Annotated in this window: 21 protein-coding genes; 14 read left to right on the top strand and 7 right to left on the bottom strand. The window is 69.1% G+C overall.

Annotated features, from left to right (window positions below):
- Window positions 1-73: 73 nt before the first annotated feature.
- Window positions 74-1,636: a gamma-glutamyltransferase gene (locus tag AB1L88_RS03730; protein ID WP_367095286.1), complete on the bottom strand. Its 1,563-nt coding sequence runs from the start codon at window positions 1,634-1,636 to the stop codon at window positions 74-76.
- A 233-nt stretch (window positions 1,637-1,869) separates the two neighbouring features.
- On the opposite strand from AB1L88_RS03730, the gene AB1L88_RS03725 reads away from it, so the two are divergent.
- The 6 genes from AB1L88_RS03725 (at window position 1,870) to AB1L88_RS03700 (ending at window position 6,794) form a co-directional block, all read left to right on the top strand.
- Complete coding sequence (locus AB1L88_RS03725) at window positions 1,870-2,094, top strand: addiction module protein (protein WP_367095285.1); 225 nt, start codon at window positions 1,870-1,872, stop codon at window positions 2,092-2,094.
- Window positions 2,094-2,390: a type II toxin-antitoxin system RelE/ParE family toxin gene (locus AB1L88_RS03720; protein ID WP_367095284.1), complete on the top strand. Its 297-nt coding sequence runs from the start codon at window positions 2,094-2,096 to the stop codon at window positions 2,388-2,390. The genes AB1L88_RS03725 and AB1L88_RS03720 overlap by 1 nt, the downstream gene beginning before the upstream one ends.
- 243 nt (window positions 2,391-2,633) lie before the next feature.
- Window positions 2,634-3,107 carry a hypothetical protein gene (locus AB1L88_RS03715; protein WP_367095283.1) on the top strand — a complete coding sequence of 158 codons (474 nt, stop codon included), beginning with the start codon at window positions 2,634-2,636 and terminating at the stop codon, window positions 3,105-3,107.
- A gap of 44 nt (window positions 3,108-3,151) precedes the next feature.
- Window positions 3,152-4,060, top strand: a complete 909-nt coding sequence (locus AB1L88_RS03710; RefSeq protein WP_367095282.1) for a DUF1559 domain-containing protein — start codon at window positions 3,152-3,154, stop codon at window positions 4,058-4,060.
- 404 nt (window positions 4,061-4,464) lie between these two features.
- On the top strand, window positions 4,465-5,592 hold the full coding sequence (locus AB1L88_RS03705; protein WP_367095281.1) for a hypothetical protein: 1,128 nt from the start codon (window positions 4,465-4,467) through the stop codon (window positions 5,590-5,592).
- A 446-nt stretch (window positions 5,593-6,038) separates the two neighbouring features.
- Window positions 6,039-6,794: a Yip1 family protein gene (locus AB1L88_RS03700; protein ID WP_367095280.1), complete on the top strand. Its 756-nt coding sequence runs from the start codon at window positions 6,039-6,041 to the stop codon at window positions 6,792-6,794.
- Between the two features lie 96 nt (window positions 6,795-6,890).
- Here the strand turns inward: AB1L88_RS03700 and AB1L88_RS03695 are convergent, their stop codons facing one another.
- The 3 genes from AB1L88_RS03695 to AB1L88_RS03685 all read right to left on the bottom strand — a co-directional run bounded on the left by AB1L88_RS03695 (window position 6,891) and on the right by AB1L88_RS03685 (window position 9,536).
- Complete coding sequence (locus AB1L88_RS03695) at window positions 6,891-8,237, bottom strand: alpha/beta fold hydrolase (RefSeq protein ID WP_367095279.1); 1,347 nt, start codon at window positions 8,235-8,237, stop codon at window positions 6,891-6,893.
- A 213-nt stretch (window positions 8,238-8,450) separates the two neighbouring features.
- Window positions 8,451-8,822, bottom strand: a complete 372-nt coding sequence (locus tag AB1L88_RS03690) for a hypothetical protein (protein WP_367095278.1) — start codon at window positions 8,820-8,822, stop codon at window positions 8,451-8,453.
- Window positions 8,823-9,008: 186 nt separating this feature from the next.
- On the bottom strand, window positions 9,009-9,536 hold the full coding sequence (locus AB1L88_RS03685) for a DUF6702 family protein (protein ID WP_367095277.1): 528 nt from the start codon (window positions 9,534-9,536) through the stop codon (window positions 9,009-9,011).
- A gap of 343 nt (window positions 9,537-9,879) precedes the next feature.
- Between AB1L88_RS03685 and AB1L88_RS03680 the strand changes: the two genes are divergently transcribed.
- The gene (locus AB1L88_RS03680) at window positions 9,880-11,607 is read left to right on the top strand and encodes an SLC13 family permease (protein ID WP_367095276.1); all 1,728 of its coding nucleotides are present in this window, start codon (window positions 9,880-9,882) and stop codon (window positions 11,605-11,607) included.
- A 59-nt stretch (window positions 11,608-11,666) separates the two neighbouring features.
- On the top strand, window positions 11,667-13,124 hold the full coding sequence (locus AB1L88_RS03675; protein ID WP_367095275.1) for a GntP family permease: 1,458 nt from the start codon (window positions 11,667-11,669) through the stop codon (window positions 13,122-13,124).
- A gap of 100 nt (window positions 13,125-13,224) precedes the next feature.
- Here the strand turns inward: AB1L88_RS03675 and AB1L88_RS03670 are convergent, their stop codons facing one another.
- Complete coding sequence (locus AB1L88_RS03670; RefSeq protein WP_367095274.1) at window positions 13,225-15,813, bottom strand: sigma-70 family RNA polymerase sigma factor; 2,589 nt, start codon at window positions 15,811-15,813, stop codon at window positions 13,225-13,227.
- A 385-nt stretch (window positions 15,814-16,198) separates the two neighbouring features.
- Here AB1L88_RS03670 and AB1L88_RS03665 point away from each other — a divergent pair, with 385 nt between their 5' ends.
- Window positions 16,199-17,674: a cytochrome ubiquinol oxidase subunit I gene (locus tag AB1L88_RS03665; protein ID WP_367095273.1), complete on the top strand. Its 1,476-nt coding sequence runs from the start codon at window positions 16,199-16,201 to the stop codon at window positions 17,672-17,674.
- 26 nt (window positions 17,675-17,700) lie between these two features.
- Here AB1L88_RS03665 and AB1L88_RS03660 read toward each other — a convergent pair whose 3' ends face one another.
- Window positions 17,701-18,744: a hypothetical protein gene (locus tag AB1L88_RS03660; protein WP_367095272.1), complete on the bottom strand. Its 1,044-nt coding sequence runs from the start codon at window positions 18,742-18,744 to the stop codon at window positions 17,701-17,703.
- Between the two features lie 92 nt (window positions 18,745-18,836).
- Between AB1L88_RS03660 and cydB the strand changes: the two genes are divergently transcribed.
- From cydB to AB1L88_RS03640, 4 genes are all read left to right on the top strand, one after another.
- On the top strand, window positions 18,837-19,856 hold the full coding sequence (cydB, locus tag AB1L88_RS03655; protein WP_367095271.1) for a cytochrome d ubiquinol oxidase subunit II: 1,020 nt from the start codon (window positions 18,837-18,839) through the stop codon (window positions 19,854-19,856).
- Between the two features lie 138 nt (window positions 19,857-19,994).
- Window positions 19,995-20,324, top strand: a complete 330-nt coding sequence (locus tag AB1L88_RS03650) for a hypothetical protein (RefSeq protein WP_367095270.1) — start codon at window positions 19,995-19,997, stop codon at window positions 20,322-20,324.
- A gap of 140 nt (window positions 20,325-20,464) precedes the next feature.
- Window positions 20,465-21,550: a hypothetical protein gene (locus AB1L88_RS03645; RefSeq protein WP_367095269.1), complete on the top strand. Its 1,086-nt coding sequence runs from the start codon at window positions 20,465-20,467 to the stop codon at window positions 21,548-21,550.
- Between the two features lie 84 nt (window positions 21,551-21,634).
- Window positions 21,635-23,341, top strand: a complete 1,707-nt coding sequence (locus AB1L88_RS03640; protein WP_367095268.1) for a serine/threonine-protein kinase — start codon at window positions 21,635-21,637, stop codon at window positions 23,339-23,341.
- A 60-nt stretch (window positions 23,342-23,401) separates the two neighbouring features.
- Here AB1L88_RS03640 and AB1L88_RS03635 read toward each other — a convergent pair whose 3' ends face one another.
- Complete coding sequence (locus AB1L88_RS03635) at window positions 23,402-23,926, bottom strand: hypothetical protein (RefSeq protein ID WP_367095267.1); 525 nt, start codon at window positions 23,924-23,926, stop codon at window positions 23,402-23,404.
- A gap of 318 nt (window positions 23,927-24,244) precedes the next feature.
- On the opposite strand from AB1L88_RS03635, the gene hcp reads away from it, so the two are divergent.
- Window positions 24,245-25,534, top strand: coding sequence for a hydroxylamine reductase (hcp, locus tag AB1L88_RS03630; RefSeq protein ID WP_367095266.1), 1,290 nt, complete (start codon window positions 24,245-24,247; stop codon window positions 25,532-25,534).
- Window positions 25,535-25,579 lie beyond the last annotated feature (45 nt).

Here is a 25,579-nt window from a genome sequence, read left to right as displayed (position 1 = left end):
CCCCTCTCCCCGCCCTCGGGGAGAGGGCCGGGGTGAGGGGTCCTCGCCTTCGCCACCCAGCCCCGCGCCCCGCTCACCCCACCTCCCGCACCGCCCCCTCCCGCCTCAAATCCGCCCGGCCCATCAGCGACCCGTCGGCCCCGACCATCACCAGCTTCACCCCGCCGAAATACATGTCCGGGTGATCAAACGAGCGCACCTCGAAGAACGGTTCCAGCGACGACGTGTCGAACCCCGGCTCGCTCCGGGCGATCGGCCGGCCCCCCTCGGCCGGCGGCTCGACGTGCAACCGGGGCGCCGCCACCGCGTCCCCCGGGTCCAAGCCTTCGAACGCCAGCCACGCCCACGTCTGCGCCATCGCCGTCGTGATCCGAGCCGCCCCCGGCGTGCCGAACGCCAGCCTTCTGCCGTCGTCGGCCAACGCCACCGTCGGCGCCATGTTCGAGATGATCCGGGCCCCGGGCGGCAGCGTCATGAACCCCCCCGGGTTCAGCTCCGGCTCCCCCAGCGCGTTGTTGCAGAGGATCCCGGTCCCCGGGATGACGACCCCCGCGTCGTAGCCGTTGCTCATGGCCATCGACACCAAACTCCCGTCCCCCGTCGCCACGCTCAGTTGCGTCGTCCCGGGGCTGGAGAGCCTCGGGAGCCACGGCAAGAGCCCCGTCTCCTCCAGCAGCGACCGCGCCATCGCGTCATCGAAATCCCCCGATTCGATCACATCCGCACGCAACTCCAGCAAGGTCCGCTGCGCCCTGGCGATCACCAAGGCCCGCTCCCCCGGCGACGGCTCCCCCGGCCAGGCCCGATCGAGCCAGCCGATCAACACCCCGAGCGCCGCCCCCCCCACGCTCGGCGGCGGATTCAAATCGAGCGTCCACCCGCGCGACCGCAGCCGCAACGGCCTCCGCACCTCCGCCCGGTACGCTTGCAGGTCCCGCCGCGAGATCAACCCCCCGTGCTCCCTCATCTCGTTCGCGATCGCCCCGGCCAGCTCCCCCTCATACACCGACCGCGCCCCCTCCCGGGCGATCGCCTCCATCGTCCGATCCATCCCCGGCAGCCGGAACGGGGCCCCCGGGGCCGCCGGGTTCCGGCCGTCCGGGAAGTAGGCCCGCAGGCATTCCTCCTGCCTCGCGTACGACCCCGGCCCGACCCTCGCCAGATAGTCGCTCATCGTCTTGCTCGCCGGCCAGCCCGACCGCGCCAGCTCGACGCTCGGCGCCACCACCTCGGCCCACGGCAAGCGCCCGTGCCGCTCCCACAGCGTCTCCAGCATCGCCGGCGCCCCCGGCACCGCCACCGTCCCCCGGCCGATCCTGACCCGGACCCCGCTCCCATACGGCAGCAGGTGCTCGACCACGTCCAGCCCCCCGGCCCCTCGATCCCGCCCCCGATCCCGATCCAGCCCCGGCACCGTGTGCGCCCCGTCGATCAGCTCCGCGTCCTCGCCCCCCATGGCGACCATCGCGAAGCCCGACCCGCAGAGCGAACACATCAACGCCTCGGTCATCGTCGCCACCAACCCCGCCGCCACGGCGATGTCGGCGGCGTTCCCCCCCTCCTCCGCGATCCTCGCCCCCGCCTCCGCCGTCGTGGGCGAATCCGTCGCAATCACCGCTCGCGTCTTGACTGGCATGTCCGCCTGCCCGGGCCTTTTATGTCCTCACATCCCCCGCCGACCCCCTCCCCTCCGGGCCCGGGCCGACCCCCTCGCCCCCCATTCTATCCCAATCCCCTCCCCCCGACCGCTCCTCGTCCCGCGTTCGCCGGCCGCTCTGGACTCGCACGGTTCGACAGGCGATGCTGGAGAGAGACGGGTTGGCACACGTCCGAAGCAATCCGAACCCCGTTCCATGCAGCAGGTCGCCCATGGACTTCCAAACGATCCTCACCACGCTCGACACCTGGCCCCCGGAAGACCGCCTGCGCCTGATCGAGGCCGTCTGGGATCGCCTCGCCCACGTCCCCGACGCCGACCGGCTGACCGAGGCCCAGCGCCTCGACCTCCGCCGCCGCCTCGACGCCTACCGCGACGATCCCCGCGCGGGTTCCCCGTGGCAGGAGGTCAAGGCCCGGCTCCAGAGCCGCTCCTGATGTCCTGGCCCCTGATCATCAATCCCGAGGCCGAAGCGGACCTGGCCGACACCCGAGCCTGGTACGAAGCCCAGCGCCCGGGCCTGGGAGACGAATTCCTGGAATGCGTCGAGGAGGTCTTCAACCACCTCGAACGGACCCCCACCTTGTTCGGCAAGGTCCATGAGGAGTTACGCCTGGTCCGGGTCCGTCGCTTCCCCTACCTGGTCGTCTACCGCTTCGATGAGGACCAGGAGACGGTCCTCGCCGTTTACCACAGTCATCGTGACCCCCGCGGTTGGCAGAACCGGGCCTGAATCCCGCGTCGACCCAGGCTCCCGCCCTCCCCAGCCTCGTAGAGTCCGCCTGCCCGAGTGCCATACCCACGTCCGCGTGGGGATGGGCGGGTTCGCCTGCCGCTCGGCCATGGTCACGAATGTGTCCATACTGCCCTTCGATCAATTTTGTGTGAACATCAAATCTTGGGTATTGACCTTGATGAATCAGGTCATTACAACTCGACCCGCGTGCAATCCATCAAGCATTCAGGAGGACCCGCGATGCGTGATTTCGCCGCAATGCGAACTGCTGCGAGGATCCGGTTGCCTGACTCGAAATGGGCGGCTCTTCTCTTGTCGGTCATGGTCCTGGGATGCGGTTCTAGAACAACGCCAGAAGCTGTGACGAATTCTCCTCTGACCATCGAACTGGTCACGCCAGTCCCCGACAGCGAATTCGAGCCGAAAGGCGAGGTGCGGTGCCTTCTTCGAGTTGTCGGGCCACCGGACGAACCACTCAACGTCCTGGTCACGACGGGCATCTGGAAAAGCGACACGCAAAGCATCACGACATTCGGACAGGTCATCGATGCGGTCGACCCGGATGGCGTTCACGAAGCGGAAGCGATCCTGGTCGCACCCCAGGAGCCGGGGCGTTACACGGTGAAGGCCACGGTCGCCTCCCGGAATGAGGCCGGGGAAATCACGAACGTCGAATCGGAGCCCGTCTCGGTCTCCGTGACGAGAGGGGGCTAGCGATGCCGGCGCGATTCGCCTCCAATCGACGTGCGAGACGAGCATTGACCATCATCGAACTCCTCGTCGTCGTCCTGGTGATCGGCCTGCTCGCCGCGCTCTTGCTCCCGGCAGTCCAGGGTGCCCGGGAAGCCGCGAGGAGGGCTCACTGCGCCAATAATCTCAAGCAGATCGGCGTCGCGATCCATTCGTACGCGGCGGCCCACGACGTCTTGCCTCCGGGAAATTCGGGGCGGGGCTACTCGCTGCACGCGTCGCTCCTGCCGCATCTGGGGCAGCGTCCCCTCTACGACTCGATCAACTTCGAAGGCCCGGCGACCGACACCTCTCCTGATTCTCCGATCGCAACGGCCTCGGCGGCAATGCTCGACGTGTTCCTCTGCCCCTCCGATCTGCCGGGCGCCGGCGCCTTCGGGTGGACGAACTATGCCGGGAATCGTGGGACCGGGCGGCGTCCCTTCGACTATGACGGTCCCTTCGCCATCGACCCGATCGGGCTCCACGGGATTACGGATGGGACGTCGAGCACTCTTGCCATCTCCGAATGGATTCGCAGCACTCCCGACTTGAAATCGGTCGGACGGCTCCGTTCGATTTTCCGGACGAGCCGTGCTTACTTCGACCCCGGGGCATTCGAACAGTTCGCCGAGGTTTGCCGAGCGTTGCGCGATGTGGATTCGGGCATCATGAATGAGAAGGGCAGAGGATGGATCCGAGGCGAATACATCAACACGCTCTATAACCACACCTTGAATCTCAACATGCCGAGTTGCACGAACGCCGGCTCGGTCCAGAACGGAGCCTACTCGGCCGGGAGTCGCCACCCCCGCGGGGCGCATGCGTTATTCTGCGACGGCCACGCGGCGTTCCTTCGAGAGTCCGTCAGCCTTGATGTCTGGCGTGCCCTGGGCACGCGTCACGGAAATGAAGTCCTCGACCAGGATGCGTATTGACGAAGCTTGGCGCTCCTCACACATCATGAATTGAGTAGGGTCCGTTGAATTCGCGAAAACGCCGGGTGGCCCAGACACCGACCGCGGTGTCTGGGCGGCGCAGCCGCACGAGGCGTCGGATCACGCCCGGCCCCCCTGCGGGCTCGCACCCCGTCAGAAGCCCTCCGATCGCCTCAGGTCCCCAGGCTCCAAGGGCTCGTCAGAGTCGTCGCACATCACTTCGCAGCACTGGCGGCAAAAAAACTCCGATCCCCCGCCGAATTATTCCCGGATTTCCACAATTAAGCCTCCCGATTTTCCTGATGTTATCAATGAGCCGCGCGGCCCTCGCCTGCGCACCAGGCCGCCCGCCCCGCCTTGGGCGCACCACCTTGTGTTTACCCCCATCGAGAAAGCATCCCCCCATGTCCCGCACCACCACCCTGAAGCAGACGATCGCCAACCGCCTGAACGCCCTGCTCTCGACCGGCCCGAAGACGAGCGAGGGAAAACAGCGATCGAGCCGCAACGCCCGGACGCACGGATTGTCGACGATCGGCGCCCACCCGACGACCGAGATGCTCGAAACAATCGAAACGCGCAAATCCGAGTGGCGCAACGACTACCGGCCCGAAGGCTCGGCCCAGGAGTGGATCTTCGGCCGCCTCGTGGCCGAGTCCGTCCGCCTCGATTGCTGCGAGGCCCGCATCTCCGCCGCCCGGGCCGAGCACGCCGACCGCGCCCTCGAAAGCTGGGACGACGACCGCGCCGCCGAGGTCGCCGCCCTCGCCGCCCGCCTCGCGTCGCACCCCGATCGCATCCAGGCCCAGTTGCTCCAGAGCAAGCACGGCGTCCTCTGGCTCCTGGAGCGCTGGGACGAGGTCGCGGCGTCGCTCACCCACCACGCGGGCTGGACCTTCGAGGCCTGGACCCTGGCCCTCGACCTGCTCGGCGTGCCGCCCTCGGCCCGCGACGGCTCCGGCCCCTGGGACCTCGACCCCGACGACAAAACCGAGGCCCCCGGCCTTTCCCTCGTCGCCCAGTCGACCGCCGCCCTCCGCTCTCGCCTCGACGCCTATTTGAACGCCCGCGACGCCCGCGCCCAGGCCGACACCGCGCTCGGCCTCGACGCCTCCGACCCGCCCACGCTGCGCCTCCTGGAACGCTACGCCTCCGACGCCCGCCGCCAGTTCTCCCGCAACCTCAACGAGTTGCGTCGGTTGCAATCCCTCGCTCCCCGCGCCGCCGCGACCCCCGCCCCTTCCCTCTCCGCCACCCCTCCCGGCCCCCGGCCCGACCGCACCGCCTCCCGCACCCACCCTTCCGCCGCCTCCGCTCCTCTCCCCTCCGAGCCGCCTCCCACTGCCGCACCGACCGCCTCACCCACCCCCTTGCGAAACGAACCCATCGCCCCGGCCACCCCCTTGCGAAACGAACCCATCACTCTGTCCTCGACCGCTCGCCCCTCGCTTCGCCCGACCCTCTCCGCCCCCTCCGCCCCCTTGAACCGCCGCGCCCGCCGCGCCCAGGCCGCCGCCGCCCGCCGCTCCTGACCCCCGTTCCCACCCCTCGCCGACGGCCCTCCTCCCCGATCGAGTGCCCCCCCCGCGCCTCGCACGCCAACCACAGAGGTCTTGAGCCACGGATGAAACACGGATCAGAGAATGGGTCAGAAGGCGTCGGAGCCCACCGTCCCCCGTTGCGTCCGCCTCGATCGAATCCCCCGACCCGTTCGATCCGTCGCCTCGCATGCGTCCCCTGACCTCCCTCTCCATCCCCTTTCCCCTTCCCATCCGTGTTCCATCCGTGTTCCATCCGTGGCTCCAAACCTCCCCCGTTCCCGATACCAACCGTCTCGCGTGACCCTCATGCCCCTTCCATCCTTCTCCAACACTCGGGCGATTCATCGGTTGATTCTTGCAACCACGTTCATGGCTGTGTATAGGTCTGAGGCGGTCCACATTCTGCTCAATCTGGCACACGTTGGGAGGGTCCGGGGATGGTGACGGACGACGAGTACGACGACCTGGAGAACCCCTATCGCGCCCCGGTGGGGCGGCACGACGAGATCGTCACCAAGCGCGAGGTGCCGGGGCTGGGGCCGGACCCGAACCCGTGGAAGACCATCTGGAGGCGGCCACGGGCGACGATCCGCTACCTGGTCGCGACCGACCCGACCCGCTCCGTCATGCTCCTGGCCGGGCTCAACGGCATCAACAGCTCGCTGAGCCGGGCCGTCGAGCGGAACGCCGGCGACGTCTTGCCCCTGGCCGCGATCCTCGGCATCGCCCTCCTGCTCGGGCCGATCGGCGGCATCATCTGGCTCTACCTCGGCGGCGCCCTGCTCCGCTGGGTGTCCGGCTGGTTCGGCGGCCGGCGTCAGGCCGAGCCGATCCGCACGGTCCTGGCCTGGTCGCTCGTGCCGCTCCTCACGACCATGGTCTTCTGGATCCCCCAGTTGCTCCTCTTCGGCCAGGAGATGTTCCAGTCCGAGATGCCCCGGGTCGAGTCCGACCCCGCCCTGCTCAACACCATGGTCGCCCTCGGCGGCGTGGAGGTCGTCGCCATCCTCGTCCTGGGCATCTGGTCGCTCGTGATCTACCTGCACGGGCTGGGAGAGGTCGAGGGCTACTCCGCCTGGAAGGCGCTCGGGGTTACGATCCTCTCGGGGTTCGTGTTCGTCCTGATCGCCCTGGGCATCGTCCTCATCATCGTCTTGCTGATCGGCGGGGCGATCGCCGGATTTCGAGGATAATAAGTTATATGAAATTGATGACATGAAAAAATTTCGATGAGACAGTCGGGGGTCGCGCCGCAACCCGGACCGGCTCCCTACCGTTGACGGGGCGGATCAGGAGGGGCGTCCGGGGCCGTTCGCGTTGTGCCCGGCCTCGGCCTCGGCGGGGTCCTGGGGCCGGCGCGGCGGGGGAGCGGGAGCAGGAGCGGCGTTGGCCTCACCCTCGGCCTGATTCTCAAGGTTCGTCACGCGGACATTGGTATACACGACCGGGTCGAGGTTGTAGCGCGGCTCCCACTCATCGGCCCGGACCTTGACGGTGTTGTCGAGGAACTCGATCAAGGGGGTCGTGGCCCCCGGCGCGAAGCGGAGGAGGTTGGTGGCGGGCAAGCGGGTCTCGGTCAGGGTCACCCGGCTCAGGCGCTGGCGTTCGACGGTCGGCCGCAGGGTATCGAGCAGGGCCGAGCCCTCGGCGTCGCCGGCGCCGGCCTGCAGCAGGATCGGCAACCGGGGGGCGAGGGCGGTGACGGCCGGCTCGATCGGCCGGTCGTTCAGGGTCGGCCTCGGCGAGACGAGCACCAGCGCGGCCAGGTCGCTGGTCCGCCCCTCGATCGACACCCCTCCCCCCGGGGCCGAGGCCCACTGGGCCGCCAGGTTGCCCCCGTGCCCCAGGGCGACGACGGCGAACTTCGCCAGGTTCAGCTCGCGGCGGTTGTGCCGGTCGAGCAGGAACCGGTAGGCCGCCTGCAGGTCGCCGACCCACCTCGGCAAGGGGTTCTCGGCCGCCCCCCGCGACCGGACCGGGCTCTGCCCGTGGCCCCTCAGGTCGACGGCGAGCACGGCGTAGTCGAGCTTCTGCAGGTGGGAGGCGATCCCCTGGTCCTCCAGGTCGGCGACGGCGGCGTCGAAGTCCTGGATCGACCGGCCGGGTCCCAGGTCGTGCACGAGCAGGACCACCGGGGCCGCCGCCCCGAGCTGCGACGGGTAGTAGCGCACGGCCAGCGGGGCCCCGTCGAAGCTGGCGATCGTCAGCTCATAGCGGAAGGGCCACTCGGGGACGATCGGCATGTTCGGGTCGGCCGGCCGGGCCGCGGGCGGGCGGGCGGCGTCGGCCGGCATGGCGGCGGGCCCGAGCGGGTCGGCCGCCGGCCCCTCGGCGATCTCCCCCGGCGGGTCCTCGGGGGGCAGCCGAAGCCCCCCCGGCCGGTCATCCGCCGCCTCCCCCCTCGGCTCCCCCTCGGCCCCCCTGAGCCGGGGCACGCCCCGGGGCCTCCCGGCGGGGGCGGGAGGCGTCTCCTGCTGCTGAACCTGTTCCTGTTCCTGTTCCTGTTCCTGTTCCTGTTCCTGGGGTGGATTCGCGTCCTGCGCCATCGGGACGCCGGCGAGGGTCAGATGCGCGACGCCGAGCAGCATGGCGATGCGGGCCATCGGCTCGATCGGGGATCGTCGATCGATTCTCATCGCGTGGTCCTCTCCTCTGTCGGGGCCTGGGCGGCGGGGCATCACCTCATCGAAGTCTATCGTATCCCCGGCCCGAAGGCGCAATCCAGGCAGAAGCCCCGGGCCCTCCCATCGGCCTCATCGAGTCGAGCCGAGAAGGCCGGCCCGGCCGGTCGGGTCGTGCCCGACGGCGACCGGGCCGAGGCGATGCCCGGGGTCGATCAATGCCGACGATCAGGGGCGGTGGGCGTCGTGGCAGGCCTTGCAATTGGCCGCCCCTTTGAGCAGGCCGGGGGCCTCGGCCTCGCCCTTCACCGCACCCTCGGCGGCGAGGACGAGCGCGGCGGTCTTGGCCTTCCAGCTTTCCAGGTCACCCTGCGGGGGCTCGTTGGCGGCCAGCCCCTTGTAGAGGACGAGCAGCCGATCCTTCTCGTCGGCCGACGCCGAGCCCTCGGCGACCTTCTTGTTCAGGCCCCCCTTCATGGCCTCTTTCATGACCTCGGAGATGGTGATCGGCTCGTCTTCGGCGACGAACCGGGCCGATCCGGTCAGGAAGGCCGTCGTGAACAGGAAGGCACTGGCCAGCATGATCCATTTCTTCGTCATGGAGAACCGACTCCCGAGACTTGGGACCAATCAGTCGAGACACCGCGGTCTCACGCTCCGGGCCCGCATGGCAAGGCGTCGCCCGGCGAGGCATACGATAATCCGATCGTGGTGTCCCTGCCATCGGTTACCGGGCCGATTCCGGGCGAAGGGGCGGCGGTCCTGAGCTCGGTCTTGGCCTCGGCCTCAACGGTCCGGCAGCGAGGGGCCGGGCCGCTCGAGGCGATGGGTCGGGTCGTCCCGGGTGAACCGGAGCGAGACGCGGTCGCTCGCCCGGCCGAAGACCATGGTGTTGACCTGGTCCTTCTCGATCTCGAAGAGCAGGGTGTTGGTGACGCTGGCCCCCTCGGGTCCGCCGGGCAGCTCGGCCTCGACGTAGAGCCAGGTCGTCTTGACGCTCACCTCCTTGCCGACCCACCGCAAGGGGGCCGGCTTCCCCCCGGCGGGGGTGATGACGAGGCGGTCGCGGAGGTAGTCGAGGATCATCTCATCGACGTCCTCGGTCCGCTCCAGGTCGACCCGCTCCCCCTCGCGGAGGCCGAGGGCCTGCTCCAGGTCGCCGGGGTTGTAGATGCGGATGGCCATCTCCAGCGTGCCGGCCTCGGCGTTGAACTCCGCCTCGGCGATCGTCACGTGGAACGGGTGGGCCGCGCCCGCCGTCGAGGCCGGGGCCAGCGCCGTCATCAAGGCCATCGCAAGTGCCGGGGTCTTCATGGGGCATGCTCCGCGGGGGACGTGTCCAGACGAATACGGGTCGGGCGGCAAGCGACCAGGACTACTGTACGACGCGGGGGGCGGAATCGCCAACCGATCCGGGCGCTGGAGGTTTGCGACGAGGCAGCCGGCGTGATAGTGTCGGTCCCGCGTCGTCGCCCCGCCCGACCGATCGGTGGCGGGTCGAGGCGTGATCTCGGGGTCATCGAAGGCGAATCACGATCGGGCCGACGGGGGCAGTCGGTGGGCCGATCCGGCGGGGAGCGGGACGCTCCCCGGCCGGTCGCGGCCACCACCTCGGGCGGCCCGACACGGACCGAACCGGCGGAGGCACAGGGCGTCGATGTCGATGGAGATTCACCCGTTGATCATCCTGGCCGTCGGCATCGCGACGGTCGTGGGGATGATCCTCGTCTTGCGGCTCAATGCCTTCCTGGCCCTCATCACCGCGGCGATCCTGGTGAGCCTGATGGCCCCGGGGCCGATCGCCGAGAAGATCAGCCGGGTCGCCCTGGCCTTCGGCGCGTCGGCCGGGACGATCGGCATCGTCATCGCCCTGGCGGCCATCATCGGCACCTGCCTGATGGAGAGCGGCGCGGCCGACCGGATCGTCCGCTTCTTCCTCCGCGTCCTGGGGGAGAAGCGGGCCTCGACCGCCCTGATGGGCAGCGGCTTCGTCCTGGCCGTGCCGGTCTTCTTCGACACGGTCTTCTACCTGCTCGTGCCCCTGGGCCGGTCGCTCTTCCGGCGGACGGGGACGCACTATCTCAAATATGTTCTTGCGATTGCTTGCGGCGGGGCGATCACGCACACCCTCGTGCCGCCGACGCCGGGGCCGCTCCTGATGGCGGCGAACCTGGGGATCGACCTGGGGGTGATGATCCTGATCGGCATCGCCGTGGCCCTGCCGGCGGCGGTGGCCGGCCTGGCGTTCGCGGGCTGGGCCGACCGGCGGATGCCCGTGCCGATGCGGGCGATCGGCGGGATCACCGAGCCGAAGCCGCCCCGGGACGACATGCTGCCGCCGCTCGGCCTGGCGATCCTGCCGGTCGCCCTGCCGGTCTTGCTGATCACGGCCAACACCATCCTGAAGACGATGGCCGACAGCGAGCACGCCGCCCGGGTCGTGGCCGAGGACGTGGTGGACGCCGGCGGATTCCTCGGGCCGATCGGCGCCGACGACCTCCCGCCCGACTCCCCGCTGGCCCTGCTCAACGCCCTGCTGACCGACGCCGGGCTGGACCGCGACGCCCCCTCGGCCGAGGCGATTGCCGTCGCAATGAATGAACATGTTTTGGGAAATCGAGGTGCGGATCGGGCGCTGAGCGCCTCGAACCTCTCCCGGATGTCGGATGCCGAGGTGGAGCGGGCCAACCGGCTCGTCCTGGAGGAGCTTTACCCCGAGACGGTCCTGCGGCGGCACGAGTGGGAGACGCCGCTCCGGCGGACCTCGAACCTGGCGGCGCTCGTGGGGGACGCGAACTTCGCGCTCTTGCTCTCGGCCGCGGTGAGCATGCTGCTGCTGGTCCGCCAGCGGAGGCACGGGCGCGAGGAGATCGCGAAGCTGGTGGAACAGTCGCTCATGAGTGCGGGCGTGATCATCCTGATCACCGCGGCGGGCGGGGCCTTCGGGGCGATGCTCCAGCAGGCCCAGATCGGCGAGGTGCTGGAAGACGCGTTCGGCTCGGGGGACGCCCCCGGGGCGGCGGGGCGACCGGGCCTGATCCTGCTGTTCGTCGGGTTCGGCGTCTCGGCGGTCCTGAAGGTCGCGCAGGGGTCGAGCACCGTGGCGATGATCACGGCGTCGGGGATCATCACGGCCCTGATCCCGACGGCGGGGGTCGAGGCGCTCGGCTATCACCCGGCGTACCTGGCCACGGCGATCGGCAGCGGCTCCTTGATCGGCTCGTGGATGAACGACAGCGGCTTCTGGGTCTTCGCCAAGATGAGCGGCCTGACCGAGGCCGAGGCGCTCAAGAGCTGGACCCCCCTGCTGCTGGTGCTCGGCACGGTCGGCCTGATCGTCAGCCTGATCCTGGCCGTCGCCCTGCCGCTGACGGGCCTGGCCTGATGTGATCGCCTTGCCGCGTCGGAGCGGAGCGTCGGGAGCGTCCCCGGGAGTGTCGTCTCATGCACCCTGTCGCGACCCTGGGCCTGGCCATCGCCCTGGTCCTGTTCGGCATCCTGGCCCTGCGCCTGCACGCGTTCCTGGCCCTGCTGCTGGCGGCCTTCGTCGTGGCGAGCTTGACGCCGGCCGAGACGCTCCGCTCGATCGCCGACGCGAGGCTCGCCGCCGGGGACTGGACGGCCAAACGGGCCGACGCCTTCGCCGCGTCGACCCCGGCGGCCCGGGTGGCCGAGGGGTTCGGCGACACGGCCGCGAGCATCGGCATCCTGATCGCGATGGCGGCGATCATCGGCAAGTGCCTGCTCGACAGCGGCGCGGCCGACCGGGTGGTGCGGTCGGCCGTCAACCTCGTGGGGCAGTCCCGGGCCTCGCTCGCCTTCCTGGGCAGCGGCTTCGTGCTGGGGATCCCGGTCTTTTTCGACACGGTCTTTTATTTGATCATGCCTTTGGGTAAGGCGATGTGGTTGCGGAGCCGCCGCGATTACCTGCTGTATGTGCTCTCGATCGTGGCCGGGGCGACGATGGCGCACTCGCTGGTGCCGCCGACGCCGGGGCCGTTGCTGGTGGCCGGGGAACTCGGCGTGGACCTTGTGACGATGGGGGTGGCGGGGATGATCATCGGGTCGATCGCGGCCCTGGGGGGCTATGGGTTCGCCCGGATCTTGAATCGCCGGATGGACATCCCCTTGCGCGAATCGGCCGACCTGTCGATCGAGGACCTGGAGGCGGTGATCCGCAAGCCCGACGCCGAGTTGCCGCCGCTCTGGCTGGCCCTGACGCCGATCGTCCTGCCGTTCCTCTTGATCGCCTCGGACGTGACATTGAGCACGTACCTGGAGCGGCTCGACGGGGCCGGGCCGGCCGCTTGGGTGGAGGCGGTGACCCCGTTGGTGCGGACGATCGGGGACAAGAACGTGGCGCTGACGATCGCCGCGGGGGTGGCCATGAGCATGCTGATCGCCCGGCCGGGGGTCGATCGGAAGTCCCTGGCCGAGGCGGTGCGGGCGTCGCTGGCCGGGGGGGGAGTCATCATCCTGATCACCTCGTCGGGCGGTGCCTTCGGCGCGGCGATCCGGCAAGGAGGGGTCGCGCAGTCGATCGAGGCGATGGCGGGGGGCGGCTCGGCCGCGCTCGTCTTGCCGGTCGCGTTCCTGGTGACGGCCCTGGTGCGCACGGCCCAGGGCTCGGCCACGGTGGCGATGATCACGGCCGTCGGCGTGCTCGCCCCCCTGGCCGAGTCGGGGGCGCTCGGCTGCCACCCCGTCTACCTCGCCATGGCGATCGGCTGCGGCTCGAAGCCCGTCGCCTGGATGGCCGACAGCGGCTTCTGGGTCATCTTGCAGATGTCCGGCCTGACCGAGGCCGAAGGCCTGAAGACCGTCACCCCGATGACCGGCATCATGGGCCTCATCGGCCTGGGGGCCACCATGCTCGGCGCCTGGCTCTGGCCGATGGTTTGAGCGGGACGATCCGGGGCGGGGCCGCGGGGCTTTGGCATCCTGGCGGTGTCGGCCCCGCCCTTCCGATTCCCAGGTCCTTGCCGATGTGAGCCGGCCGAGGTCACGGGGCCTCGTCCGTCTCGGGGCCGGTCGGCGGCTCCTCTCCCAAGGGGCCAGGCATCGCCAGGGCGACGCGGACGATGGCACGGTCACGGAGTTCGGGGTCGTCGATGCTCTGGATCACGCCGCGGGCCGCGTCGAGTTTCCCGTCCTCGGCCAGAAGGCCCGCCAGGTCGGGGAGGAACTCGGCCCTGGCTTCCTCCGGCAGTTGCGCGGCCGTCTCAATCGCGGCCCGAGGCCCGTCGAGCTTCAGGCGAATCCGGGCGAGGTTTGTGGCAGCCTGGACGACCGGGGTGGTTGTGAAGAGCAACGGGTCCCAACCGTCCGGGCGATCAGGCTTGGAAGACTCTCGGATGATGATCGTCCTGAGCTCGGCCTCAGCACGTTCGAGCCCGTTTTGCAAGGCGGCCCGTCCCCCCTGATCATCGCCTGACGCTCGCCTGGCCTTATGGAGTCTGAGCCAATCGTTGCTTTCGGCGTCTCCTCGCTCGACGAGTTCCGCCGCGAGCGCTTCTGCTGCCTCGATCTCGCCGAGCCTGAGGTACTCTTCGGCGGCCACCCGGATCGGGAAGCTCCTCAACTCATGCCCCTCGATCGACTCGATGGCCTCCCTGGCCTCCTCCAACGTTTCGCGGGCTCCCTCCCGATCACCACGATCAAGTTGGGCCTGCGCAATCAACTCAATCAAGAATGCACTCATATTTTTGTAATTCTCGGTCATGTTCGATGGTCCGCTCATCTCGATCCGCCGAATGGTCTCAAAGGCGTCGTCGAACCGGCCATGGCGGGCAAGGACCTGCGCAAGGGAGCTCAAATCTCCATTGCGACGCCAGGTTTCTTGCTCAACCCGTTCCTGCCGCAGTTCGCCCTCGGCTCTGATCATGGTCTCGATGGCGTCGTCGAACCGGCCATGGCGGGCAAGGACCTGCGCAAGAGTGTGGAAATCAATATTATTGATGTAAGCCTCTTGCTCGGTGCGTTCCTGCCGCAGTTCGCCCTCGGCCCTGATCGTCGTGTCGATTTCGGCCAGGATCTCGGTGAGGAATTCATCGTCCTCAGGCAACAGACTCTCGGCGATCGCCAGGAGGGCTCGGCGCCGATCAGGAGCACCCTCGGGGAATTGAAGGTGTGCTGCGGCCTTCACGTCTCGGATCGCCCGCGCAACCTCGCCGGAACGGGTCAGGATTCCCACTCGGATCAAGGTCGCCTCGGGCTCACCGAGTCCCGAACGTTCGACGAATGCGAGATACGGGTCGGCGACGGCCCGAATTCCTTCCCGGCCCATCCATTTCCCCCACATGGCAATGAGGATCTGCCACTCTCTTCGCTGCCGATCATCGTCCATTGCCTCGATGATCGGGATCGCCGCGCGGAAGGACTTCAGCGCCGCCTCGCGATCCCCTGCCTTGGCCTGGGCACTGGCGATCCGGGTCATCGGGTATGTGAACCCGCGCAGGGCCTCCGCAGGGATTCTCTCCGCCGAGGCACGGGCCAGGCTCAAGGCTTCGAGGGCCTCGGCGGACTGCCCGCGTTGGCTCCGCGCCTGGCCGAGGCGCAGGAGGACCTCCGCCCGTCGCTCGGGGTCATCCAGCGATGCGGCAATCGCCTCGGCCCGTTGGTCGATCGCCTCGGCAGAGAGGGCGGGTGCCTGGCGATTCGGGACGGGTGAGGGCTCCCGGGAAGTCGATCCCGGAGGGTTCCCCGGATTTGACCCTTGAGCCACGACCACCGCTGCGGCACCGGCCGCGCAGAGGCCGGTGCCGAGGACGAGGGCGGCGGCGGTGGTCTTCAGCTTGGCAAGGAACATGGCGTGGATGACTCCTCGGGCGAGGGCCGCGACGGTGGGGGAGAGGGAGGCGACGCCGGCCCCGGTGGCGGCGCGGCCGAGCAAGAGGGAGACGGCGGAGCGGACGGTCCGCTCCGCCAGGGCGTTCGGGACGATGCCCGCGAGGGCCGCAGGCGCGGGGAGGGTGGGGGAAGCACCCCGGGCCGCAAGGCGGGAGCGGAGCAAGGCGCGGCCGCGGTTCAGGCGCGCCTTGATCGTGCCGACGGGGCAGCCGAGCCGGGCGGCGACCTCCTCGTAGGAGCAGCCGCCGAGGTCGTGCAGGGCGATCGGCCCGCGGTAGTGGGCGGGCAGGCGGTCGACTTCGCGGAGCAGGGCCTCCAGGTCGCCGGGGGCGTCGGCGAGGGGGGGGACGGCGACGGCCTCGGGGCGGGCGGCGCGGTACTCGGAGTCGCGGCGGTGTCGGGCGTCGGCGAGGGAGCGGAGGGAGATCCGCCGGGCGACGCCGTAGAGCCAGCTCGCGACCGACTCGCGGCGGCGGATCGAGGCGGCCCGCTCGGCCAGGACGAGGAAGGTGGCCTGGTAGGCGTCCTCGGCCGCGTGCCGGTCGGAGAGCACCCCCCGGCAGACGCGCCAGACCATCGGCCCGTGGCGGCGGACGAGGGTCTCAAACGCCGCGTCGCCGCCGTCGTCCGGCTGGTGGAGGAACCGGTCGAGCAGCCGGCCGTCGGGCCAGTCGCCCATCGTCCCCAGGAGGAACAGGGTCCGCCAGTCGCCGCCCGCCATCTTCGACCGATTCCCCGCCATGGGCCAGGGTCCTCCTCACCCTTTTTGTGTGCGCCGATTGCCGGTGTCCTCTCCATAGTGCATCGGGGAGGGGAGATTGTTGCACGAATTTGCCGGGGGGCGATCCCCCTTGCGGGCGATCGCCGCGCCCGGGAGGCCGAACAATTCGAGCTTGTCTGATGCGTTGAACGTTCCGAAGCGTCCGGACGGTTCGCAAGGGGCGCACAGTTCGGAGGGGACAGAATACGCTCAGATATGGAAATCTCGGCGGACGACGCTATGATCCCAGGGGACGGGGGAGGCTCGCCGACGGTATCAGGAGGCGGTCCTCGCCCGGCCCGCGTCACCGGCGGATTGGTGTGATCGCCGCCCGCCACGAGTCCTTCCTCGACGGAGCCGAGTTGCCGTGGATGTCTTGCTGCTGTCTCGGTTGCAGTTCGCGTTCACCATCATGTTTCATTACCTGTTCCCGCCGTTGACGATCGGGATCAGCATCGTGCTGGTGCATCTGGGGTTCATGAGGCTGATCCGGCCGAAGGATCGGATTTACGAGCAGGCGGCGAAGTTCTGGACGAAGATTTTCGGCCTGAACTTCGCGCTGGGGGTGGTGACGGGGATCGTGATGGAGTTCGAGTTCGGCACGAACTGGGCGGCGTATTCGAGGTATGTGGGGGACGTGTTCGGGTCGGCCTTGGCGGCGGAGGGGATCTTCGCGTTCTTTTTGGAGTCGGGGTTCCTGGCGGTCTTGCTGTTCGGCTGGGAGCGGGTGGGGGTGAAGACGCACTTCTTCGCGACGGTGATGGTGGCGATCGGGGGGATCTTCTCGTCGGTCTGGATCGTGATCGCCAATAGCTGGCAGCAGACGCCGACCGGCTTCGAGATCAGGGAATACGAGATCCACGGGCAGACCTTCACCCGGGCCGAGATCACGGACTTCTGGGGGATGGTGTTCAACCCGTCGACCGTCGACAGCCTGGTGCACGTCTGGCTCGGGGCCTTCATCCTGGGGGCCTTCTTCGTGATGAGTATTTCGGCGTGGTACCTGTTAAAGAATCGGCATGTGGAATTCGCGAAGCGGTCGTTCACGGGGGCGTTGATCCTGGCGACGGTGTCGTCGCTGTTGCAACTGGTCTCGGGGCACTCGCAGGCGACATTGGTGGCGGAGCATCAGCCGGCGAAGCTGGCGGCGATGGAGGGCTTGTACGAGACGCAAGCCCGGGCGCCGCTGTCGCTGTTCGGCTGGCCCGACGGCGAGGAACGGCGGACGAAGTTCGCGGTCGAGGTGCCGGGGATGCTCAGCGTCCTCCTGCACGGCGACCCCGAGGCCGAGGTGCGCGGGCTGGATGAGCTGGAAGCGGACTATGGAAAACCGCCGGTCTGGATGACGTTCCAGGCGTATCACCTGATGGTCGGCATCGGGATGCTGTTCATCGCCTCGACGGTGCTGGCGTCGTATTATCGGATGCGGGGGACCTTGTATGAGAAGCGCTGGCTGTTGTGGTTTTTCGTGTTCGCGGTGTTCCCGGCGTTCGTGGCGAACGAGGCGGGCTGGGTGACGGCCGAGGTGGGCCGGCAGCCGTGGGTCGTCTATCCGACGATGGTGGACGGCGCGTTGCAAGGGGGTCTGCGGACGAGCGACGGCTTGTCGGAGGTGGTGACGGCCGAGCAGGTGCTGGGGTCGATCGTCATGTTTGCTTTGATTTACGCGTTGCTGTTCGTGCTCTGGATCGTGATCCTGAACGGCAAGATCCAGCACGGGCCGGAGCCGATCGCGGGGGCGCCGCCCGATCCGGGCGATCATCTGCTCGAGGCGGCGTCGGCGCGGGTCGATCATGCCGGGTCGCTGACCGAGGCCAAGGTCGGCGACGAGGCCGACCGATGATCCCGGCGTCTCCCTCCGGGTGCGGCTCAGGCCGCGGCGATCGCCAGGGCCAGCCCGCCGACGCCCAGCAGGGCGAGGACCGCCCCCCTCGCCCTCCTCGGCACGCCCACCGGCGACGCCAGCATGAAGACCATCGCCACCGACCCGGCGAGGACCGTCAGCAGCATCGGCCCGGACATGCGGTCGGAGACCCCGTCCCTCATCCGATCCGGGCTGAATCCCAGGACCCCGGCGAAGGCCCAGAGCGTGGCCGAGGCGACGAACAGGTCCGGGACGGGGGAGCCCCGCCGGCTCCCGCCAACCGGGCCGAGGCGGCCGAGGACGTAATCCGGCACGGCCAGGATCAGGCCGACGACCAACGCCACCACGCCGACCACCTTGCCCCAGGAGCGGGCGGGCAGCTCGTCGGGGATCCCCACCTCGATGAGCCGGTCCCCGGCCTCGACGGCCACCGGGCCCGCGTACACCAGCACCAGCAGCGCCAGGGCGGCCCCGCCCACCCACTTCGCCAGCGCTCCCGGCCCGGCACCGGCCCCGGGCAGCTCGTCGGCCTTCTCCCCCTCGTCCGCGCTCGCCTTCTCGGGCGCCGGGGGGCGGCCCATGAGGTGCAGGCCGAACAGGTAGACCGCGACCACGACCGCCCCGCCGATCGCCCTCGGGACAACCGTGTCTTCCCGGCCGACGGCGATCATCACCGCGACCGAGACGACCGCCATCAGCAGCAGGAAGGCCGCCGCCGTCAGCTCCCGGTTCGGCACCGAGGGGGATCGGCCCTCCTCCCCCGGATCGGGCCGCCGCACCAGCTCCAGCAGCCCGGCGGCCAGGATGTTCGACGCGGCCGACCCCCAGATGACCGCTGTTGCCAGGATCGAGAGCCTCAGCGACATGGCCCCGGCCCCGAGGACCATTTCCGGCAGGACCCAGGAGACCGCCAGCAGGGCGCGGCCGTCGAGCCGATGGCCCAGCCCCGACGTCGCCAGGCTCCGTTCCAGGCAGCGCACGAGGGCCACGCCCGCCGCCCCCATCACCGCCAACCACCCGACCATCGCCAGCACGCCGACCACGGACATCGTACCCTCCTCACCCTTGCCTCGGGATTGCCCCGGGATCGAGCCATGATAGCATGGGCTCGCCCCGGGCGCGAATGCGGAGATCAACGCTCATGGATCTCAACCTGCTCTGGTTCATCCTGCTCGGCGTCTTCCTGGCCGGGTACGCGATCCTGGACGGCTTCGACCTGGGGGTCGGCATTTTGCACCTGACGGCGAGGGGGGACACCGAGCGCCGGGTGATGATCAACGCAATCGGGCCGATCTGGGACGGCAACGAGGTCTGGCTGGTGACCTTCGGCGGGGCGATGTTCGCGGCCTTCCCGGAGGCGTATGCGACGGTGTTCTCGGGGTTCTACGTCGCGTTCATGATGGTCCTGTTCGCGTTGATCTTCCGCGCGGTGTCGATCGAGTTCCGGGGCAAGAGCCATTCGAAGACCTGGCGGCGGGTGTTCGACGTCGCCTTCTTCGGGTCGAGCCTGCTGGCGACCTTGCTGTTCGGGGTGGCGGTGGGGGCGGCGATGGCGGGGGTGCCGCTGGATGGGCGGGGCCTGTACGCGGGAGGGTTCCTCGATCTGATTTCGGTGTATACGTTGATAGTCGGCCTGCTGGCGGTGGCCCTGTTCGCGATGCACGGGGCGATTTATCTGTTGTTGAAGACCGAGGGGGACCTGCGCGAGCGGGTCTACCGGCACGCCTGGACCGGGTTCGGGTTCTTCCTGGTGACGTACTTGATGGTGACGATCCTGACCCTGGTGACGATCCCCCGGGCGACGAGCAATTTCGAGGAGCACCCGTGGGCCTGGCTGGTGGTCTTCGCCAACGTCCTGGCGATCGCGAACATCCCGCGCGGCCTGTTCCTGCACCGGCCGGCGCAGGCGTTCGCCTCCAGTTGCGGGTCGATCGCGGCGTTCGTCTTGCTGCTGGGGATCGCGCTGTTCCCGAACGTCGTGACCAGCTCGATCGCCCCCGACGAGCGGAGCCTGACGATCTACAACGCGGCCAGCTCGCCGCAGACGCTCTGGAACATGGCGATCGTCGCGGCGATCGGCTCTCCGCTGGTTGTGACCTATACTGGGATCGTCTACTGGACCTTCCGGGGGGCGGTCCGGCTGGATTCGCACAGTTATTGAGCGCGAAAAGGCCCGAGGGAATCGGGCCGCGCCGGGATCCCGGAAATCGACCGGGTGGCGCATTGCAGAGGGATTTGCGCGGGGGTAAAGTGTCGGTCAGATCGCGAAGTTTCGATCAAGCCAGGGCAGTCGCCTCTCATGCTCACACCCGTCCTGATCTTCTATCTCGTGATCAAGGGGGCCTTCCTGGCCGGGATCATCAAGGCGTTCTCGTCGAATGATTCCCTGATGGCCAGGCCGATCATGATGGCGGCGCTCTACACGCTGGGCGTGGCGGGGCTGAGCTATGTGTATCTGAACCCGTCGATGCTCCGCGAGATGGGGATCGTCTGGGAAGACCGCAGGGTCTGGCTGGGATCGACGTTCGTGCTGGCGGTCGTCTACTTCTGGTTGCTTGCGAAGTTTGAGGAGGCCGGGGCGCTCTGGTGGGCGATCTTGCTCCTGGGCCTGGGGCTGGTGATCTACTGAAATCCCCCGGGTGAACGACCGAGCCGACCGGGACGATGCGGTGCCGACGGCGGGAGCCCCGGGCGTCGGGCGGGTGCGGGTGCGGGCGGCGGCCTGATCGAGATTCCGACGATCGACGAGATCGAAGCGGGGGCGAAGCGATGACCATCGAGTTCGCGTGTCCGAGGTGCGGCGCGCAGTTCACCGTCGCCGCCACATTGGCGGGCAAGAGCGGCCGGTGCAAGAAGTGCCGGCACGAGATGACCATCCCCTCCCCCGGGCCCAGGCCGGCGGCGGCGGCGCAGGTGGCCGCCAGCGGTCTGTTCCGGTTGTCGGCCGCGGGCACGGCCGGGGTCGGCGGCACGCGGCGAGCCGCCGCGAGCAACGGCGACGGGGGGGGGGTGGGCCTGAACTCCGACGTCGGGCTCGCGCCGTTGACCGAAGAGGTGCGGCCGGTCTTCGGCAAGGGGGCGCCCCGGTTGCAGAAGCAGTACAGCTTCAACCCGGATTTGCTGCTGGAGAACTCGGCCCCGGGCTCGTCGTACAAGCTGGTGGCCTCGCACAAGGTCTTGCCGACGGTCGGGGGCAAGGCGGGTGCTCGCACGCCGGGGGCGCTGGAGCGGTTCTGGCGCAGTCAGGCGAGGGGCGTCCTCCGCCTGGTCCGGCAACTGAGCGACCTGGTCTACCTGCTGACGGTCCCCTGCGTGATCCTGATCCTGGTGGCGATCGTGCTCGACCGGCGCGACCTGGCCGTGCTCGGGGCGGCGGGGGTGATCGCGCTGAGCCTGCTCAGGCTGGCGCTGGAGGGGTTCGCCCTGGTGGCCGGGCCGTTCAAGGAGAACCCGATCCAGGGGATCCTGTTCCTGATCCCGCCGTTCACGTTCATCTATCTGTCGAAGTACCCGAAGCGGACGAAGAAGGCGCTGGGCCGGGTGCTGGCGCCGATGGGCTGGATCCTCGGGGTGATCGCGGCGTTCGCGTTCGTGCCGCAACTCTCGAGCGGCGAGGGGGGCGAGGGCGGGTCGACCCTCGACCGGGCCCGGGGCGAGGTGAAGGCCCTGAAGGGGGACATGGCCGGCGAGCTGGAGGGCCAGGGTGTCCCGCTCGACGCGGTGCGGGACTCCGAGACCGGCCGGCGCGCCGGCGAGGCGATCGGCGAGCTGAAGTCGCGCGCCCGGGACGGTTTCGACCGGGCCAAGCAGGCGATCCCCGGGCAGGACGCCCCGGCCCCCGGGCCGAACCCCTGACCTATTGTCCGGACGGCCGAAGGCTGCCGTATCCCACCGACCCGAACCGAACCGACCCGAATCGATCCGACCCGAGGCGTTGCGATGTCTGCGAAACCCAAGGCCGATGGCGATGAGATCATCGAGCTGACCCCGACCGTCGAGATCGCCTTCCACCGGGGCACCGCCGGCGGCGACGACCCGACGTTCGACTTCGCCCTCGGCGGCGCCCCGGAGGGGGGAGGCCACGTCGAGCTGGTGGCCGGGGCGGCCCGGACGATCGGGACCGAGACGACCTCGCTGCTCCACTCGCGCCTGAGGACGGTCAGCTTCGTGATGCTGGTGATCTTCTCGATGACCTTGGTGTGGTCGATCGTCAACGAGGCGGCGTTCGACACCGGGGCCCTTCGGCTGATCACGGGGGTCAACATCGCGCGGATCGCCCTGCTCGGGGGGATCCTGGGGGTGCTCTGGAGCCGCCCGCACTTCTCGAATCGCTTCCTGAGGGGGCTTGAGTATGCGCTCTTCGGCGGCCTGATCGTCTCGTGGATGGCGGTGCGTTACCAGTCGATCCTGAGCAACGCCCGGGACGGGGTGATGGTCGACCTGGTCCTCGAGGCGCAGCTCCAGATGTTCGCCCTGTTCGTGTACATGATCCTGCACGGCCTGTTCATCCCCCACCGCTGGACCGGCACGGCCCGGGTGGTCGGCACGATGGCGCTGGCGCCGGTCGTGACCCTGGCGGCCCTGAAGCTGGTGCACCCGGAGCTGGTCGAGCGGATCGCCCCGATCACCAGCGAGCGGACCCTGAGCACGGACCTCCTGATCGTGGCCGTCGGCGTCTTCCTGGCGACCTACGGCGCGGCGATGTTCGACCGGATGCGGGCCCAGGTGCACGAGGCGAAGAAGTTCGGCCAGTACCAACTGGTGCGGAAGATCGGCGCCGGGGGGATGGGGGAGGTCCACCTGGCCGAGCACGCCCTCCTGAAACGCCCGTGCGCCCTGAAGCTGATCCGGACCGACGCGGCGGGCGACCCGACCGCCCTGGCCCGATTCGAACGGGAGGTGCAGACGACCGCGCGGCTGACCCACCCGAACACGATCGAGATCTTCGACTACGGCCACACCGACGACGGGACGTTCTACTACGTGATGGAATTCCTGCCGGGCATGAGCTCGGCCGAGCTGGTCGAGCAGCACGGCCCCCTGCCCCCCGGCCGGGTCGTCTACCTGCTCCGGCAGGCCTGCAGCGCCCTGGCCGAGGCGCACGCCGAGGGGCTGATCCACCGCGACCTGAAGCCGGCGAACGTGTACATTTCCGAGCGCGGCGGGCTGTGCGACTTCGTCAAGATCCTCGACTTCGGCCTGGTCAAGCTGACCCACGAGCCCGATGCCGCCCAGTTGACGGCCGACATGACCGTCAGCGGGACCCCGCTCTACATGTCTCCCGAGCAGGCGACCGGCGAGCGCGGGCTCGACCCCCGGAGCGACCTCTACGCCCTGGGGGCGATCGCCTACACCTGGCTCACCGGGCGCCCGCCGTTCGAGGGGAGCACCCCGGTGCAGGTGATGATCGCCCACGCGAGGGACCCGGTCACCCCCCCCTCGACGCACCGCCCCGAGGTCCCGCAGGACCTGGAGCAGGTGATCCTCCGCTGCCTGGCCAAGGCCCCGGCGGATCGCTTCGCCGACGCCTCGGAGATGGAACAGGCGCTGGCCTCGTGCGCGGTCGCCGCCGACTGGGACCACCGCCAGGCCGCCCTCTGGTGGCACGAGGTGATGCTCGGCCAGCCCGCGCCCGCCGACGCCTGATCGCCCCGCTCGGCCCGGGAGTCGGCGAGGTCGCCGGGCCGCCGGCGGATGCGGCCCGCATCAGGTCCACTCCGGCTCAGGCTCGACGTCGCCTTCCTGCTGCTGCGCGAGGAGATGAGTGGCCAGGTCCAACCGGGCCCATCGCTCGAACCGTGCAGAGGGGATGTCGGGGTCGGGGAGCATCATCATGCCGATGACGTTGCGGAGCATCTGGACGGGAGTCCCGAGCATCCCCCAGGGCACCCCCCACCATCCGAGCAGGCCCGAGCCGAACACCGCCCGCACCCTGGCCTTCATGCCGCACGATCGGCAACAGATGTGTATGCGGTTCTGGCACGACGAGATGAACACCAGCGACCAGATGTGGTGCGTGACATGGACGTCGACCGGCCCCGGCCCCCCGCACACCGGGCAGTCACTCCGGTGGGCCTGCTCGACATGCTTCCGCACCTCCTCCTCGGGGAACAGCCCCGCCATCCGGTACAGGACGGCGTCCTCCCGACACTTGTCGTTGCAAAACGTCAGGCCATCCTCCTCGATCGCCCCGAAGAGGATGATCGTGTTGCACAAGTCGCATCGAGGCATGAGTCGTTGCCCCTGAAGACCTTGGCGACGGGATGGGGACGGCGCGAGCATCGCTCGACCTCATGATCCGGCCCTCTGCCTCCCCCTGTCCACAACCAAATTCCTCCTCGGAAACGAATTCAACCAAAAACAGGATATGTGTGTCTTGAAGTCCGCTCTATGGTCCGATACAGTGATCCGGAGTGGTCATGATCGCTCGTCCTGAGGGCCGGGACGGGCAAGAGGCCAGGAGGTTGGTGAGACGGCGTTGGTGTGCGGGGCGCGTGGTCGGCGTCCCGGCGTCTCTCTCCTGGGATCGATCGAAGGATTGCCACGACGATGTTCTGCAACCAGTGCGAGCAGACGGCCCACGGGATCGGTTGCACGACGAGCCTCGGGGTCTGCGGCAAGGATGCCGACGTGCAGGCGGTGCAGGAGCTGATCCTCTACGGCCTGAAGGGGATGGCGGCCTACGCCAATCATGCCCGGCGGCTGGGCAAGAGCGACGAGTCGGTCAGCGCCTTCATCGAAGAGGCGCTGTTCTCGACGATGACCAACGTGAATTTCGACCTGGAGGGCCTGTTCGGGATCGCGATGGAGCTGGGCCGGAAGAACCTCCGCGTCATGGAGCTGCTCGATGCCGGCCACGTCGAGACGTTCGGCAGGCCGTCCCCGGCGATCGTGCAGGCGGGGACTCGGCCGGCGCCGGGCATCCTGGTGACCGGGCACGACCTGGTCGATCTCTGGAACCTGCTCCAGCAGGTCGAGGGGACCGAGGTCAAGGTCTACACGCATGGCGAGATGCTGCCCGCGCACATGTATCCGAGGCTCCGGGAGCACCCGAACCTGGCCGGGCATTACGGCGGCCCCTGGCAGAAGCAGAAGCAGGAGTTCCCGAGGTTCGGCGGGCCGGTCGTGGCCACGACCAATTGCATCCTGATCCCGAAGGACGACTACGCCGACCGCATCTTCACCACCCGGTTCACGGCCGTGCCGGGCGGCACCCGGCTGGTCGGCGACGATTACGGCCCGGTGATCGCCAAGGCGAGGGAGTGCGGGCCTTTGCAGGAGGTCCGGCAGGGGACCTTCCAGGTCGGCTATCACCGGACGGTCCTGCTCGACGCCGCGCCGACGATCGTCGAGGCGGTGAAGGCGGGGCAGATCAGCCGGTTCTTCGTGATCGGCGGCTGCGACGGGGCCGAGCCGGGGCGGAACTACTTCTCCGACTACGCGGCGAACACCCCCCCGGACTCGTTCATCCTGACGCTCGGCTGCGGCAAGTACCGGATCCTCGACCGCGACCACGGCACGCACCTCGGCCTGCCGAGATTGATGGACATGGGCCAGTGCAACGACGCCTACGGGGCGATCCAGGTGGCGCTGGCGCTGGCCGATGCGTTCGGCTGCGGGGTGAACGACCTGCCGTTGACCCTGGTCGTGAGCTGGTTCGAGCAGAAGGCGGTGGCCGTCTTGCTGACCCTGCTGTCGCTGGACGTGAAGGGGATCACGATCGGCCCGAATGCCCCGGCGTTCATCACGCCGAAGGTCTTCCGGAGCCTCCAGGAGCGGTTCGACCTGCGGCTGACCGGGCCAGATGCCCTGGTCGACCTCAAGCTGGCCATCTCCTGAGGCTCGCGGGGGCCCGCGGATCGGTCCGCCCCGATCTCCCCGCGC

Origin of the sequence: Tautonia sp. JC769 (assembly GCF_040717455.1) — a bacterium.
Classification (GTDB): domain Bacteria; phylum Planctomycetota; class Planctomycetia; order Isosphaerales; family Isosphaeraceae; genus Tautonia.
This window is presented reverse-complemented; position numbering and strand designations above follow the sequence as displayed.

Coding starts and splice junctions, on each gene's coding strand:
- AB1L88_RS03730 (WP_367095286.1), bottom strand. CDS start 1,636: ATGCCAGTCAAGACGCGAGCGGTGATTGCGACGGATTCGCCCACGACG.
- AB1L88_RS03725 (WP_367095285.1), top strand. CDS start 1,870: ATGGACTTCCAAACGATCCTCACCACGCTCGACACCTGGCCCCCGGAA.
- AB1L88_RS03720 (WP_367095284.1), top strand. CDS start 2,094: ATGTCCTGGCCCCTGATCATCAATCCCGAGGCCGAAGCGGACCTGGCC.
- AB1L88_RS03715 (WP_367095283.1), top strand. CDS start 2,634: ATGCGTGATTTCGCCGCAATGCGAACTGCTGCGAGGATCCGGTTGCCT.
- AB1L88_RS03705 (WP_367095281.1), top strand. CDS start 4,465: ATGTCCCGCACCACCACCCTGAAGCAGACGATCGCCAACCGCCTGAAC.
- AB1L88_RS03700 (WP_367095280.1), top strand. CDS start 6,039: ATGGTGACGGACGACGAGTACGACGACCTGGAGAACCCCTATCGCGCC.
- AB1L88_RS03695 (WP_367095279.1), bottom strand. CDS start 8,237: ATGAGAATCGATCGACGATCCCCGATCGAGCCGATGGCCCGCATCGCC.
- AB1L88_RS03690 (WP_367095278.1), bottom strand. CDS start 8,822: ATGACGAAGAAATGGATCATGCTGGCCAGTGCCTTCCTGTTCACGACG.
- AB1L88_RS03685 (WP_367095277.1), bottom strand. CDS start 9,536: ATGAAGACCCCGGCACTTGCGATGGCCTTGATGACGGCGCTGGCCCCG.
- AB1L88_RS03680 (WP_367095276.1), top strand. CDS start 9,880: ATGTCGATGGAGATTCACCCGTTGATCATCCTGGCCGTCGGCATCGCG.
- AB1L88_RS03675 (WP_367095275.1), top strand. CDS start 11,667: ATGCACCCTGTCGCGACCCTGGGCCTGGCCATCGCCCTGGTCCTGTTC.
- AB1L88_RS03670 (WP_367095274.1), bottom strand. CDS start 15,813: ATGGCGGGGAATCGGTCGAAGATGGCGGGCGGCGACTGGCGGACCCTG.
- AB1L88_RS03660 (WP_367095272.1), bottom strand. CDS start 18,744: ATGTCCGTGGTCGGCGTGCTGGCGATGGTCGGGTGGTTGGCGGTGATG.
- cydB (WP_367095271.1), top strand. CDS start 18,837: ATGGATCTCAACCTGCTCTGGTTCATCCTGCTCGGCGTCTTCCTGGCC.
- AB1L88_RS03650 (WP_367095270.1), top strand. CDS start 19,995: ATGCTCACACCCGTCCTGATCTTCTATCTCGTGATCAAGGGGGCCTTC.
- AB1L88_RS03645 (WP_367095269.1), top strand. CDS start 20,465: ATGACCATCGAGTTCGCGTGTCCGAGGTGCGGCGCGCAGTTCACCGTC.
- AB1L88_RS03640 (WP_367095268.1), top strand. CDS start 21,635: ATGTCTGCGAAACCCAAGGCCGATGGCGATGAGATCATCGAGCTGACC.
- AB1L88_RS03635 (WP_367095267.1), bottom strand. CDS start 23,926: ATGCCTCGATGCGACTTGTGCAACACGATCATCCTCTTCGGGGCGATC.
- hcp (WP_367095266.1), top strand. CDS start 24,245: ATGTTCTGCAACCAGTGCGAGCAGACGGCCCACGGGATCGGTTGCACG.